14 protein-coding genes are annotated in these 13,289 nt (G+C 72.1%); 6 read left to right on the forward strand and 8 right to left on the reverse strand.

The window, feature by feature from the left end:
* The first annotated feature begins 52 nt into the window (after positions 1–52).
* The gene (locus N8J89_RS23915; protein ID WP_283659234.1) at positions 53–1,030 is read left to right on the forward strand and encodes a helix-turn-helix transcriptional regulator; all 978 of its coding nucleotides are present in this window, start codon (positions 53–55) and stop codon (positions 1,028–1,030) included.
* Here the strand turns inward: N8J89_RS23915 and N8J89_RS23920 are convergent.
* Positions 1,027–3,252: an ATP-binding protein gene (locus N8J89_RS23920; protein ID WP_283659235.1), complete on the reverse strand. Its 2,226-nt coding sequence runs from the start codon at positions 3,250–3,252 to the stop codon at positions 1,027–1,029. The two genes, N8J89_RS23915 and N8J89_RS23920, sit on opposite strands and share 4 nt — an antisense overlap.
* Positions 3,253–3,391: 139 nt before the next feature.
* On the opposite strand from N8J89_RS23920, the gene N8J89_RS23925 reads away from it, so the two are divergent.
* Positions 3,392–3,712 (forward strand): hypothetical protein, encoded by a 321-nt coding sequence (locus N8J89_RS23925; RefSeq protein ID WP_283659236.1) that lies wholly within the window; start codon positions 3,392–3,394, stop codon positions 3,710–3,712.
* 45 nt (positions 3,713–3,757) lie between these two features.
* Here the strand turns inward: N8J89_RS23925 and soxR are convergent, their stop codons facing one another.
* Positions 3,758–4,219, reverse strand: a complete 462-nt coding sequence (gene soxR, locus N8J89_RS23930) for a redox-sensitive transcriptional activator SoxR (protein WP_283659237.1) — start codon at positions 4,217–4,219, stop codon at positions 3,758–3,760.
* A 55-nt stretch (positions 4,220–4,274) separates the two neighbouring features.
* Between soxR and N8J89_RS23935 the strand changes: the two genes are divergently transcribed.
* The gene (locus tag N8J89_RS23935; protein ID WP_283659238.1) at positions 4,275–5,762 is read left to right on the forward strand and encodes an MFS transporter; all 1,488 of its coding nucleotides are present in this window, start codon (positions 4,275–4,277) and stop codon (positions 5,760–5,762) included.
* Positions 5,763–5,778: 16 nt separating this feature from the next.
* On the opposite strand, the gene N8J89_RS23940 is transcribed toward N8J89_RS23935, so the two are convergent.
* Positions 5,779–6,180, reverse strand: a complete 402-nt coding sequence (locus N8J89_RS23940) for a DUF1801 domain-containing protein (RefSeq protein ID WP_283659239.1) — start codon at positions 6,178–6,180, stop codon at positions 5,779–5,781.
* Between the two features lie 10 nt (positions 6,181–6,190).
* On the reverse strand, positions 6,191–6,556 hold the full coding sequence (locus N8J89_RS23945; protein WP_283659240.1) for a DUF1761 domain-containing protein: 366 nt from the start codon (positions 6,554–6,556) through the stop codon (positions 6,191–6,193).
* Between the two features lie 104 nt (positions 6,557–6,660).
* Between N8J89_RS23945 and N8J89_RS23950 the strand changes: the two genes are divergently transcribed.
* Positions 6,661–7,314 carry a TetR/AcrR family transcriptional regulator gene (locus N8J89_RS23950; RefSeq protein ID WP_283659241.1) on the forward strand — a complete coding sequence of 218 codons (654 nt, stop codon included), beginning with the start codon at positions 6,661–6,663 and terminating at the stop codon, positions 7,312–7,314.
* Between the two features lie 37 nt (positions 7,315–7,351).
* Here N8J89_RS23950 and N8J89_RS23955 read toward each other — a convergent pair whose 3' ends face one another.
* The 3 genes from N8J89_RS23955 to N8J89_RS23965 all read right to left on the reverse strand — a co-directional run bounded on the left by N8J89_RS23955 (position 7,352) and on the right by N8J89_RS23965 (position 9,240).
* The gene (locus N8J89_RS23955) at positions 7,352–7,633 is read right to left on the reverse strand and encodes a hypothetical protein (protein ID WP_283659242.1); all 282 of its coding nucleotides are present in this window, start codon (positions 7,631–7,633) and stop codon (positions 7,352–7,354) included.
* Between the two features lie 23 nt (positions 7,634–7,656).
* On the reverse strand, positions 7,657–8,109 hold the full coding sequence (locus N8J89_RS23960) for a hypothetical protein (protein ID WP_283659243.1): 453 nt from the start codon (positions 8,107–8,109) through the stop codon (positions 7,657–7,659).
* 99 nt (positions 8,110–8,208) lie between these two features.
* A complete protein-coding gene (locus tag N8J89_RS23965; RefSeq protein ID WP_283659244.1) occupies positions 8,209–9,240 on the reverse strand; it encodes a potassium channel family protein in 1,032 nt (343 codons plus the stop codon).
* Between the two features lie 241 nt (positions 9,241–9,481).
* Between N8J89_RS23965 and N8J89_RS23970 the strand changes: the two genes are divergently transcribed.
* Complete coding sequence (locus tag N8J89_RS23970) at positions 9,482–10,864, forward strand: ankyrin repeat domain-containing protein (protein WP_283659245.1); 1,383 nt, start codon at positions 9,482–9,484, stop codon at positions 10,862–10,864.
* 18 nt (positions 10,865–10,882) lie between these two features.
* On the opposite strand, the gene N8J89_RS23975 is transcribed toward N8J89_RS23970, so the two are convergent.
* Positions 10,883–11,254 carry an ArsR/SmtB family transcription factor gene (locus N8J89_RS23975; protein ID WP_283659246.1) on the reverse strand — a complete coding sequence of 124 codons (372 nt, stop codon included), beginning with the start codon at positions 11,252–11,254 and terminating at the stop codon, positions 10,883–10,885.
* 93 nt (positions 11,255–11,347) lie between these two features.
* Between N8J89_RS23975 and N8J89_RS23980 the strand changes: the two genes are divergently transcribed.
* Entirely contained in the window at positions 11,348–13,288 is a 1,941-nt protein-coding gene (locus tag N8J89_RS23980) for a heavy metal translocating P-type ATPase (protein WP_283659247.1), read from the forward strand.
* The last annotated feature ends 1 nt before the right edge of the window (position 13,289 follow it).

Here is a 13,289-nt window from a genome sequence, read left to right on the forward strand (position 1 = left end):
CCTGTCACCGAATCACGACATCCTTTGTCGTGTATTCCGCTACGGTTTTCGTGTGCGCGCCGACCGGTTGGTCTCACTGGTGTTGCTGCTGCGCCAGCGCGGCCGGCTGTCCGCGGCCACGCTGGCCCGCGAGCTGGAGGTGTCCACCCGCACCGTGCTGCGCGACATCGAGGCGCTGTCCGCGGCCGGTGTTCCGGTCTACGCCGAGCGCGGCAGGCACGGCGGTTTCGCCCTGTTGCCCGGTTTCCACACCGAGCTCACCGGGCTGAACCACGACGAGGCGCTCGCGCTGCTGGTGGCCGGATCGCGGCGCGGCGCGCAGGTGTTCGGTCTCGGTTCGGCGCTGGCCTCGGCCATGCTCAAGGTGGTGGACGCGCTGCCGGAAGGCCATCGGGACACCGCGGCCGGGGTGGCCGAGCGGTTCCTCATCGACCCGGAGACCGACCTGCTCGCCCGTCGCGTGGTCGCCGAGGAGGCGCCGGACACCGTGGTGGCCGAGGTCCGGCGCGCGGTGTTCGCCGGGCACAAGCTGCGCATCCACTACGCGGCCACCGGCCAGGCGCCGCGGTGGCGCACGGTGGATCCGATCGGCCTGGTCACCGTCCGCGAGCAGGGCTACCTGCTGGCCACCAGGGCTGGCGCGGAGCGCACCTATCGGCTGTCCCGGGTGCTGGCCGCCGAGGCGCTCGCCGAACCCGCGGAACGAGCGGACCGGGTCGACCTGGACCGGGCCTGGCGGGAACGCAGCACGCGGTTCCGCACCGGCGGCGACCGGGTCGCCGTGCTGGCCAGGGTGAACCCGGCGCGGCGGGAGGAGCTGGCGGGCACCGCGCTTGCCATCCACACCGAGGAAGCCGACGCGGACGGCTGGCTGCGGCTGGAGGTGACCTTCCAGGACGCACGGCACGCCGAATGGGCTCTGTGGCAACTCGGCACGGACGCGGACGCCCTTGCCCCACAATGGTTGCGCGCCCGGCTGCGGGACCGTGCCGTCGCGATCGCCAGCCGCTACACCGCGGGAGCGGGCTAGTGCGGCCGGAGGCTGGCGAGCTTGCCGCGCACCTCCTCGGCCTGCGGATGCCTTCGACTGTCCAAGAAGGACAGTGAGGATCGCCAGGACTCCCCCGCTGCCAACGGATCGCCCGAGGCCAGCTGGGTGTCGCCCAGGCGGTGCAGGCTGAGTGCGGCCTCGTGGCGGTTGCTCAGCTGGTGGAAGATGGTGATCGCGCGGTGGTAGTTCGCGGTGGCCTCGGTGTGCTCGCCCAGGCGGTGGTGGATGAAGGCGAGGCTGTCGTGCACCGCGGCCTCGGTGTTGCGGTCACCGATCTCGGTGGCCACCGCCAGGGCTTGCCGGCACAGGTCGAAGGCCCGGTCGTGCTCGCCGAGGTGCGCGCTGGTCCAGCCGAGGCCGTTGAGGCTGCTGGCCTGGCCCGGCCGGAACCCGGTCTGCCGGTACAGGGCGAGCGCCTGCTGGTGGTGGGTGACCGCACGCGGAAAGTCTTGCTGCTCCTGGTGAACCCAGGCCAGCGTCCGGTGCACGTAGGCCTGACCGGCCGGGTCGCCCAGCTCGCGGTACCGCTGGCCGGCCGCCTCGGCATGCTTGATCGACTCGGCATAGCGGCGCAACCGAAGGAACGCGTGGCCCAGCAGCCGGTGCACCACCGCCTGGGCCGCCCGGTCGCCGAGCCGGTCGGCCGCGTCCAGCGCGAGCAGCTGGGTCGCCACCCAGTCCGGCCAGAAACCGCGCAGCTGCAAGTACTTCGCCATCGCCCAGGCCAGTCGCCAGGTGCGGGAGTGCCAGTTCTGGTCCCGCGTTTGGTGCACGCAGGCGAGCAGCACCAGGCGCTCCTCGTCGAACCAGCGCATCGCCTGCGGGTAGTCGGCCGGTTCCCTGGGCTGGGCGTGCGGGCTCGGTTCCGGCAGGGTCACCTCTGCCCAGTGCGGGTGCAGCAGCTCGGCCGCGGCCCGCGCGGTGTGCAGGTAGTGGTCCAGAACCCGGTGCAGGCCCGGGTTCCGCTCCCCCTCGGGGTCGGGCAGCTCCGCCGCGTACACCCGGAGCAGGTCGTGGGCGTGGAACCGGCCCGGCCGGTGCCCGGCGAGCAGGCTCGCCCGCACCAGCTCGGCCATTGCCTTGCGCGCCTTGGCGAACGGGACTCCGGCCAGCGCGGCCGCGGCGTGGACGCCGATGTCCGGCCCGGGATGCGCGCCCAGCAGGCGGAACAGCCGCGCGGCCGCAGGCCCGAGCTGCCGGTAGGACCAGGAGAACACCGCGCGCAGGTCCTGCTCACCCGCGCCGAGCTCGAGCGCGTCCAGCCTGCCCCTGGCGTCCCGCAGCTCCTCGACCAGGTGCGCGCAGCCGGGCGAGTCGGCGGCGCGGGCCGCGACCACGCTCAGCGCGAGCGGCAGCCCCGCGCACAGCCGGACCAGTTCGGCGACGGTGCCCGGCTGTGCGGCCACGCCCGGACCGGCCCGCTCGGCCAGCAGCGCCATGCCCTCCTCGACGGTGAACAGCTCCAGCGGGACGCGCTGCCCGCCCTCCTTGGCCACCAGCCCGTCCAGCCGGTCCCGGCTGGTGATCAGCACCGCGCAGCCGGAACCGCCCGGCAGCAGCGGCCGGACGTGCTCGGCGTCGCGGGCGTTGTCCAGCACGATGAGCATGCGGCGGTCGGCGAGCAGGCTGCGGTACAGCGCGGCCCGCGCGTCCGGCTCCTCCGGGATCGCCTCCGTCGCCAGGCCGAGGTCGCGGAGCACCCCGTGCAACGCCTGGCTGCTCTCCAGTGGCGACTGGGGGCCGAAGCCGCGCAGGCTCAGGTGCAGCTGCCCGTCCGGGAAGCCGGCCTGGATCCGGTGCGCCCAGTGCAGGGCGAGGGTGGACTTGCCGACGCCCGCGGTGCCGGTGATCGCGATGATCGTGGTGCTGTCGCGGGGCTTGGCGCGCACCGCGTCCAGCCGGGCCAGGTCCGCGCCGCGGCCCACGAGGTACGGCGGGTTCGCGGGGAGCTGGCGGGGCACGGGCCGCGCCCGGTTGCGGGCCGCGGCCGGTGGCGCCGGTCGCACCAGAGCGGCGAGCTTGTCGCCGGTGGCCAGTTCGTGGTCGCAGCGGCGGGCCAGCGCGACGGTGGGCGCCCGATGGCCGTTCTCGACCCGGCTGAGGTAGGCCACGCTGTAGTGCACCCGTTGCGCCAGTTCGCGCAGTGACCAGCCGGCGGCGATCCGGGCCTGTCGCAAACGCGCGCCAAAGACCTCGGCCATGCCTCCCCCTCGCCTCGTTGCCATTTTGCCAATCGGCCCGGACAACGGGCAACCTCTCCCGCTCAGACCGGCCGGAAGTGATGCTGAGATCGCCACCGGGGATTGCGGTGGACCAGCGGAAAAATACTTGGGAGTTCGTATGAAGAAGGCCAGTCGTCTTCTCGTGGTCGGCCTGTTCGCCATGGCGAGCCTGGGGGTGGGCACCTTGTCGGCGAGTGCCGGAACGCCGAATGGGCCAAGCACGGCAGCCATTTCGACGCCCGCCGATGAGACGTATGGCTACTACGTGGTGACCGGCAAGAAGGGTGAGGTGTACGCCGACCCGGACAAGAACTCGCACCGGCAGTACGTGTTGCCGCAGGGCAGGGTGGTGCTCTGCTCGAACTGGCAGCAGAACGGTTTCCACAAGATCGGCACCAGCCAGTGGATCAAGCACACCGACCTGGCGAAGATCGGCTGATCACCCGGTGCCGCGAGGCCGCGGCCAGTCCGCCGCGGCTTCGCCTCACCGCCGGTCCTCCCTGGTCAGCCAGAGCCGCCGCGGTCCGGCGCCGGCCGCGCCCAGCCGGTCGTCCCGGTTGCGCAGCAGGCAGTTCTGCAGCGAGAGGCAGCCGCAGCCGATGCAGTCGGTGAGCTTGTCCCGCAACCGGACGAGCTGGCTGATCCGCAGGTCCAGGTCCGCGTGCCAGCGCGCCGCGAGCTGCTCCCAGTCCTCCTGCGTCGGCGCGCGGTCCGCGGGCAGTTCGGACAGCGCCTCGCCGATCTCACGCAGCGGGATGCCGACCCGCTGGGCGACCCTGATGAGCGCGACCCGGCGCAGCGCGTGCCGAGGGAACCGCCGCTGGTTGCCCGCCGTGCGTCTGCTGTTCAACAGGCCCTGCTCCTCGTAGAAGTGCAGCGCGGTGACGGTCACGCCAGCTCGCCGGGCGAGTTGGCCAATGGTCAGTTCGGCTTCCGGGTCCACCACCTGCGCAACTCTACCCCTTGACCTCGGGTAAACCTGAGGTTTGAAGCTGTTCAGCATGACTCGTGACATCACCGGTCCCCCGCTGGCCGGCCGGCGGGAGTGGCTGGGCCTGGCAGTGCTCCTGCTACCCGCGCTGCTGGCCTCGCTGGAGCTGACCATCACCCACCTCGCACTGCCCGCGATCGGGCGTGACCTGGGCGCGTCCAGCACCCAGCTGCTGTGGATCGTCGACGGTTACGCGTTCCTGCTGGCCGGCACGCTCGTCATGATGGGCACGCTGGGCGACCGGATCGGGCGGCGCAGGCTGCTGCTCGGTGGCGCGACCGCGTTCAGCGTGCTGTCCGTGGTCGCCGCGTACGCGCCGAACCCGGAGGTGCTCGTCGTGGTGCGGGCCCTGCTCGGCGTGGCGGGCGCGACCCTCATGCCCTCGGTGCTCGCACTCGCCGTGGCGCTGTTCACCGAGCCGCGCCAGCGCGCGCAGGCCGTCGGCATCGTCATCGCCTCCGTCTCGGCAGGCACCGCGATCGGCCCGCTGGTCGGCGGCTGGCTGCTCGACCACTTCTGGTGGGGCTCGGCGTTCCTGCTGCCGATCCCGCTGATGCTCGTGCTGCTCGTCGTCGGACCGGTGACGCTGCCCGAGGGCCGGTCCCCCGGCGGGCGCAGGCTGGACCTGCCCAGCGCCGTGCTCTCCATCGCCACCGTGCTGCCGATCGTCTACGGGCTCAAGCAGGTCGCCGCGGCCGGTCCGGACCCGATCGCCTTCGCCAGCATCGCCCTCGGACTGGCCTGCGCCCTGGTCTTCGTCCGCCGCCAACGCCGGCTGGCCGACCCGATGATCGACCTGCACCTGTTCGCCTCCCCGGCGTTCACCACGGCCACGCTCACGCTGATGCTCGGGATCTTCGTGCTGTGGGGCACGAACTACGCGGTGGCGCAGTACCTCCAGCTGGTGGCCGGGCTGACACCGCTGACCGCCGGGCTGTGGACGGCGCCGTCCGCGGTCGGGATCATCGTCGGATCACTCAGCGCGACCCGGCTGGCGCGGCGGCTGCCGCCGGGCTGGATCATCGGCGGCGGGCTGCTGCTGTCGGCCACCGGGTTCGGTGTGCTCGCCACCATCGGCCCGGCCACCCCGCTGAGCGTGCTGGTGACCGGGACGATCATCGTCTCGGCCGGGCTCGGGCCGATGATGGCGCTGGCCACCACCATCATCGTGGGCAGCGCCCCGGCCGAGCGGTCAGGCGCCGCCTCGGCCATCGCCTCGGCCGCGCCCCAGCTGGGCGGCGGGCTGGGCATCGCGATCCTGGGCAGCGTCATCACCGCCACCTACCGCGCGGACATGGGCGGCGTCGCCGGACCTGCGGGCGACACCCTCACCGGAGCGGTCGCCGCTGCGGGCGAACTGCCCGCGGCCGAGAGCGCGGCCCTGCTCGGCACGGCCCGTGCCGCGTTCACCGCCGGATTCGAGGTCAGCGCTCTGGTCTCCGCCGCGCTGGCGGTACTGCTCGCCGGTGCCGTCCTGCTGGTGCTGCGTAGACGGTGACCCGCCGAGCGGGGCGTCACAGCCCTTGCGCGGCCTTGATCTTGCGCCAGCCGCCTGCGCGGTTGTTCGCGATGATGTGCCGGAGGTACTGGGTGAGCGCGGGCACGTTGATCGGCTCGCCCTGGTGGTAGGAGATCATCCGGCCGGTCTTGTTTCCGTGACCGGCCGTGATGATGCCCTCCGGGTCCGGGACGATGCCGCCGTCGTAGAGGAAGACGTTCACGTGGTTCTTGGCCGCGAGCAGCGCGCAGACGTTGCCGTTGAGCACGAAGTAGGGCTGGACCGTCCGCTTGATCGTCTCGACCACCTCGGGGTCGGCCGCGTGCGCGATGTCGCGCACCTGCCGGCAGATCTCCTGCTGCCAGTCCGGCAGCTTGTCGATGTAGTCATCGACGCGTGGGTCCTTGGCGTAGCTCACGGTGCCTCCTCTACAGCCACAGGCCGACGATGACGCCCACGGCGAGCAGCTTGATCAGCCAGTCTCCACCGTGCCGGGCCGCGGTGACCACCGGAACCTTGTCCCACATGACCGATCCGGACAGCAGCACGAACGGGAACGCCACCCACAGCACGAGCGCGAGCAGCAGCATCGGGCCGATCGTGGTGACGTCCATGGCCTTGGCCAGCCCGACGAGGGCGCCCGCCACCAGGGCGCTGCGGCCGAACTCGGCGACGATCAGCAGCGGGGACGGACGACCGTCGGCGGCACGGTCGCGGTCCAGCAGCGAGTACCAGACGCTGCTGATCACGAAGGAGGCGAGCGCCGAGGTCAGGACCGCGGCGAGGACGGTCATCTCACACCGCCCGGGTGGCTGAGGAGGCGTGGAGAAAACTACACTGGCTAGTGTTCATGGCGGAAAACTAAACCGGGTAGTTTCCTGAGTCAAGGGGGTTGTCCATGGCAGGACGCCGCGAGGAGCAGTCGGCCGCCAAGCGCGCGGAGATCGTGGTCGCCGCGCGCACGGTCTTCACCACGCACGGCTACCTCGGCACCAGCATGGACGCGGTGGCCGCGGCCGCGGGCGCGTCCAAGCGGACCGTGTACCAGTACTTCGCCGACAAGGAGGAGCTGTTCGCGGCGGTCGTCCTGGAGACGGTGGACCGCGGCTACGAGTTCTTCCGGCCGCACATCCTCGCCCTCGCCGAGACCGACGACCTGGAGAACGCGCTGCGGCGGCATGCCCGCGTCACCGTCGCCGGGATCATGCGCCCCGAGGTGCTCCAGATGCGCCGCCTGGTGATGGCCGAGGCGGACCGGTTCCCCGAGGTGGGCCGCCAGTACTACGAACGCAGCTGGGTGCGCACCACCGGCCTGCTGGCGGAAACCCTGACCCGCCTGACCGAGCGCGGCCTGCTCCAGGTCGACGACCCTGAGCGCGCGGCTTACCTGTTCACCTGGCTGGTGGTGTCGATTCCGTTGCAGCGCAGTGCGTTCATGGGCAACGCGGCGGTCTGCACGAAGGCCGAGCTGGACGAGGTCGCCGACGAGGGCGCTCGGGTCTTCCTCGCCGCGTACAGGGCAGGCGCCCGCGACAACACCGGGCGGGTGTGACGTCCGCACTGGAACGCCACACCCGCCCGGCAGGCAGTCAGGTCACGATGAGCAATGCCGCGCGCAGGACCGCCGCCGCCATGGCGATACCCAGCACCAGCGTCAGCACCAGTGACGGCCGTCTGCCTCCTACCCTGCCGCTGAGCAGCACGCTTCCTGCGATCAGTCCGATAAATGCGACAAGCAGTCCAACAACCGAACCGAAAGCGGGCAGCGAACCGGCTTTCATCAGAAAACCCGACCCGGCCAAGGCGACAACGGTAACCATGACGGCCGCCTCACTGGGCCCGGCCGACTTTTCCTGTTCGCCGATGCTCATAGCGATCCCAGCCTTGGAAAAGCTCAGCCGATCGCCTCGCTGAGCGCCTGGAAGATCTCGTACAGGTCCATGGCGGGCGAAGCGGCCCGGATTGCCCACCGCACCGGCGCGGGAAGACCGTCGTACCACTTCTTGAAGGCGTGCCAGCCCCCCTTGACCGCCGCGACACACTTGTTCCAGACCGGCTGACCGAACTTCTTGATCGCCCTCATGATGGCGCCGACCACACCCTGCTGGCCCTCGACCGACAGCGTTGTCACGCCCGCCGCGCCGGAGTCAGCCTGCTGAGCGTTCGCCAACGTAGCGCTACCCGTCAGCAAGATTCCCGAGACAACAACCCCGGCGACAATACGCCTGCCAACCCTCATGATTTCCTCCCCAGTTTGTGATGACGACTCCAGGTCGTCGCCGGTATTCAAACAGCGACAGAACACCTTTGCCAGACCCGATGCGAATTCGACAGAACCGGCAGTCATATCGATTGAGAACGTGCCAGCGCATTACCACGCCGCACACTTCCACAATGTCATTCGAACAACCCTCACGCCGCGGCGAAATGATTTCTGGACGTGCCGCTAACCGTGCAGCGCCTCGCTGATCTGGCGGGCGGACAGCTTGCGCGGGCTGACGTAGTACAGCACCGAGCCCGGACCGGCCTTGCTCTGCCAGCTCGGGTTGACCACCAGGCGGCCGTCGGCGTCTCGGACGGCCAGCACGGTCGCGCCGTGCTTGCGGCCCAGCGCCAGCTGGCAGTCCTCGATCGGCACCGGACCCACCGCCTCCGGGAGCCGCACCGAGTAGGTGCTGGCCTCGCCGTCGCTCATCAGCTCGGCGTAGACCTCGGCGATGCCGGGCGAGGTCAGCTCCTCGATGATCATGCGCGGGAGGTGCCACGGCACGCAGTGGATGGTGCGGTCGACGTAGTGCATCAGCGCGGCCCGGTCCAGGTCGCGCAGGGCGGCCACCACGTGGGCCCGCGGTTCGAGGTGGTCCACGGCCACCGCGATGGCCAGCGCCTCGTTGTCGTCGCGGGCGTCGATGAGCACCACGGCCGCGCGGTGCACCCCGGCCCGCCGCAGCACCGCCTCGTCGGTCAGCTCGCCGCGGACGAACTCCACCTCGGGGTTCGGCAGCGGGTGCGTGCCCACCTCGTCCGGGGCGCACAGCACGATCCGGTGCTCCTCCTCGGCCAGCAGCTGGCTGACGATGCGCTCGGTGCGGCCGGGCTCGTAGCCGACCAGCACGATGTGCTCGCTGGCGTGCACGGTGTTGCTGCCCTGCATGCGCCGTCCTCTCGCTTGTGCCAGCACCGCGGCCAGTTTGGTGAACACGGTGGTCAGCGCGGCGATGCCGCCCACGATGACGTACGCGCCCACCAGGTGGCCCCAGCCGCTCTCCGGGTAGAGGTCGCCGTAGCCGACGGTGGCGGCGGTGACCACGAAGTACCACCAGTAGTTGGCCGGCTGGACGAGCGCGCTGCCCGCCGGTTCGGCCAGGGCCATCAGCGGCCAGCTGGTGGCGAAGACGAAGACGATCACCGCTGCCGGGGTCGACCAGTTGCTGAGGAAGGCCAGCCGGGTGAGCAGCCGGGACAGGAACAACGGCATGGTCCTCCCATCGGGCCTGCTCGGGGGCGGGGTCGCAGCAGTCTAGGCAGGTGAGCGCGCTCCACTTGGTGTTCGTGCGCACATCGTTGCCGGGGGTTGGTACCCTGTGCCCAGGCGAGTTGGGTCGCCTCCGGGTCCGCGGAAAAGGCTGAGCCTGCCCTTCGAAGGCGGGTAGTGCCCTGGTCACACCACCTCCTTTCACCCCGTTTCGCGGACCACGGGGAGATGGAAGGAGGTCGCTTTGTCGACCATCCCGCTGCCCGAACGACCCGATCTGGGCCAGCTCCGCAAGCAGGCCAAACAGCTGCGCCGGGCGACCCCTGGCGCCACCCTCGCCGATGCGCAGCGGATGCTGGCGCGCCGGTACGGACTGGCCAGCTGGGCGCGGCTGCGCCGGCACGTCGAGGCGCTCAACTCCCGCTCCTGGGTGTACACCGAGCCGGTGGCCGGGGAGTCGCCGGCGGATCACTTCCTGCGCTTGGCCTGTCTGAACTTCGCCGAGGACGACCCCGAACGGTGGGAGCAGGCGGCGCGACTGTTGCAGCGGCACCCGGAGCTGCCCGCGGCGAGCGTGGCGGTGGCCGCGGCGTGCGCCGATGTGCCCGCGCTGCAACGACATCTGGCGTCCGGGGCGTCGGCGGCGCAGCCCACCGGCCCGTTTGGCTGGCCGCCGCTGATGTACCTCGCCTACGCCCGCCTGGAGGTGAGCCGCGAGGACACCCTCGCCGCGGCCCGGATGTTGCTGGAGGCCGGGGCGGATCCCAACGACGGCCGGTTCTTCCTCGGTCTGCCAACGCCTTTCACCGTGCTGACCGGGGCGCTGGGCGGCGGGGAGGACGACCAGCCGCCGCACCCGCACGGGATCGCGCTGGCCAGGCTGTTGCTGGAGGCGGGCGCTGATCCCAATGACGGGCAGAGCCTCTACAACCGCATGTTCGGCGAGCAGGACGACTTCGCCGAACTGCTGCTGGAGTTCGGGCTCGGCCAGGGTGACGGCGGTCCGTGGCGGCGGCTGGTGCCCGATCTGCTCGGCTCCCCCGCGGAGATGGTGCGCGGCTTGCTGGAGTGGGCGCTCACCCACGACCAGCGGCAGCGGGTGGCGCTGCTGGCCGCGCACGGGGTCGATGTGACCAGCCCGCTCGGTGACGGGGCCACGCCGCTGGAAACCGCGCTGCGCAACGGCCACCGCGAACTGGCGGAGCTGTTGCGGCGGCTGGGCGCGCGGGAGCCCGAACTGGGTCCGGTGGACGCCTTCCTCGCCGCGGCGCTGGCCGGGGACGCCGCCGCCGTCGCCGCCACCCCCGCGGCCGCCATCCAGGCCGCACGGGCGGCCCGGCCCGGCCTGGTGGTCTGGGCTGCCGGACTGCGCCGTCCGGAGTCGGTGAAGTTGTTGGTGGACAACGGGTTTGACGTCAACGCGCGCGGGCGCGGGGATGTGCCGCTGGAGCAGCCGTGGCAGACCGCGCTGCACACCGCGATCCAGGTCGGGGACATCGAGGTGGTCCGGCGGCTGTTGCGACTGGGCGCGGACCCCGGTATCCGGGACTGCCGCTTCGACGGGGACGCCCGGTCCTGGGCCGAGCACTTCGGCCGTGCGGAGGTGCTCGAGCTGCTCGGCCGGTAGCCGTGGCGCTGGGGGCCGCTACCGCTCGCGGTCGGCGGTCCCCGCCTGGTCGCTGATGCCCAGGCGCAGGTGTTCGCTGTGGTAGATCGCCTCGTCCAGCAGCAGGGCCACGTGGTTGTCGTAGAGGCGGTAGATGATGCTGCGCCCGTCCCGCTCACCGGCGACCAGGCCGAGGGTGCGCAGCAGGCGCAGCTGGTGGGACACCGCGGAGGGCTCCATGCCGACCGCCTCGGCCAGGTCGCTGACCGGGAGCGGGGCCTGCCGGAGCTCGGTGAGGATCAGCAGGCGGCTGGGCGTGGCCAGGGCCTGCAACGTCGCGGCCACCCTGGCGGCGGTCCCGGCGTCCAGGCGCGCGGCCGGGTGCCCGCGCTCGCCCTTCCCGTGTCCCATGCGGAGATCCTACTCACCCGAGAACATATGAAGACCTCTTCAGGTGTGCTGCTATCGTCTGGCGCGTCCCGACCACGACTCCGGGAGGTTCCCGTGGCCTCGGCTCTCGCCGCGCCGCCCACCACCGCCACCGCGCCCCGCCCGGCGCGCGCGGCCTTGCTCGCTCTGCCGGAGGCCCGCTGGGCCGCCGCGGCCCTCGCGCTGTTCCTGACCGCGCTGGCCACCCAGCTGCTCGGCGGCCCGTCCTGGCTGTGGTGGTCGCTGTACCTGGCCTGTTACGCCGCGGGCGGCTGGGAGCCGGGACTGTCCGGGCTGCGCGCGCTGCGGGAGAAGACCCTGGACGTGGACCTGCTGATGGTGGTGGCCGCGATCGGCGCGGCGGCCATCGGACAGGTCATGGACGGCGGCCTGCTGATCGTCATCTTCGCCACCTCCGGCGCGCTGGAGGCCTTCGCCACCGCCCGCACCGAGGCGTCTGTCCGGGATCTGCTCGACCTGGCCCCGGAAACGGCCAACCGGGTCACCGGCGACAGGGAGCAGACCGTGCCGGTGACCGAGCTGGCGGTGGGCGACACCGTGTTCGTGCGCCCGGGTGAGCGGGTGCCCGCCGACGGCGAGGTGGTCTCCGGCGCCAGCGAGGTCGACCAGGCCACCATCACCGGCGAGGGCACGCCCACGACCAAGCTGGTCGGCGACGAGGTGTTCGCCGGCACCCTCAACGGCACCGGCGCGCTCACCGTGCGGGTCGCCCGCCGCGCCGAGGACTCCGTGGTCGCCCGGATCGCCGGGCTGGTCGACCAGGCCAGCCGCACCAAGGCGGGGACCCAGCTGTTCATCGAACGCGTCGAACAGCGCTACTCCGTCGCGATGGTCGCCGCCACGCTCGCGCTGTTCGCCATCCCGCTGACCTGGGGCGCCGGGTTGCAGGAGTCCCTGCTGCGCGCCATGACGTTCATGATCGTGGCCTCACCCTGCGCGCTGGTGCTGGCCACCATGCCGCCGCTGCTGGCCGCCATCGCCAACGCCGGGCGGCACGGTGTCCTGGTGAAGTCCGCGGTGGTGCTGGAGGGCCTGGGCGCGACCACCCTGGTCGCCTTCGACAAGACCGGCACCCTCACCACCGGCGCTCCCGGGCTGAGCACTGTCCGCCCGCTCACCGAGATCACGGAGAATGAGCTGCTGCGCCTGGCCGCCGCGGCGGAGGTGCCCAGCGAGCATCCGCTGGGCGCGGCCATCGTGCAGGCGGCCCGCGCCCGCGGCCTGGAGCTGCCTGCCGCCACGGAGTTCGTCGCCGAGCCCGGCCGCGGCGTCCGGGCCACCGTCGCCGGTGCGCGCGTCACGGTCGGCGCGCCCGTCCCGGACCTGGCGGTCGAGCTGCGGCAGCGTGGGGAGACCGCCGTCGCGGTGCGCGTGGACGGCGAGCTGATCGGCGTGCTCGGCCTCACCGACCGCCCCCGCGCCGAAGCCGTCCACGCCGTGCTGGCCACCGCCCGGCTGACCGGCCACCCGCCCGTGCTGCTCACCGGCGACAACGACCTCACCGCCGCCCAGCTCGCCCGGCGGGTGGGCATCGAGGACGTCCGCGCCGGGCTGCTCCCCCAGGACAAGGCCACCGAGGTGCAGGCCTTGATCGCTGCCGGTCACCGGGTGGCCATGGTCGGTGACGGCATCAACGACGCCCCCGCACTGGCCACCGCGCACACCGGGATCGCCATGGGCGGCGCGGGCGCCGACCTGACCCTGCAGACCGCGGACGCCGTGGTGGTGCGCGACGACCTGACCGCGATCCCGGCCACCCTGGCCCTGGCCCGCAGGGCCCGCCGCGTGGTGCGCGCCAACCTGGCCATCGCCGGGGTGTGCATCGCGGGCCTGGTGATCTGGGACCTGGCCGGCACCCTGCCACTGCCGCTGGGCGTGGCCGGGCACGAGGGCTCCACCGTGCTGGTGGCGCTCAACGGCCTGCGGCTGCTCCGCCGTTCGGCCTGGCAGCGCGCCGCCAACGAGGCAGGCGGCCACCGGGGCGGTACGGTCTAGG

Source organism: Crossiella sp. CA-258035, from assembly GCF_030064675.1.
In the GTDB taxonomy this organism is placed as follows: Bacteria; Actinomycetota; Actinomycetes; order Mycobacteriales; family Pseudonocardiaceae; genus Crossiella.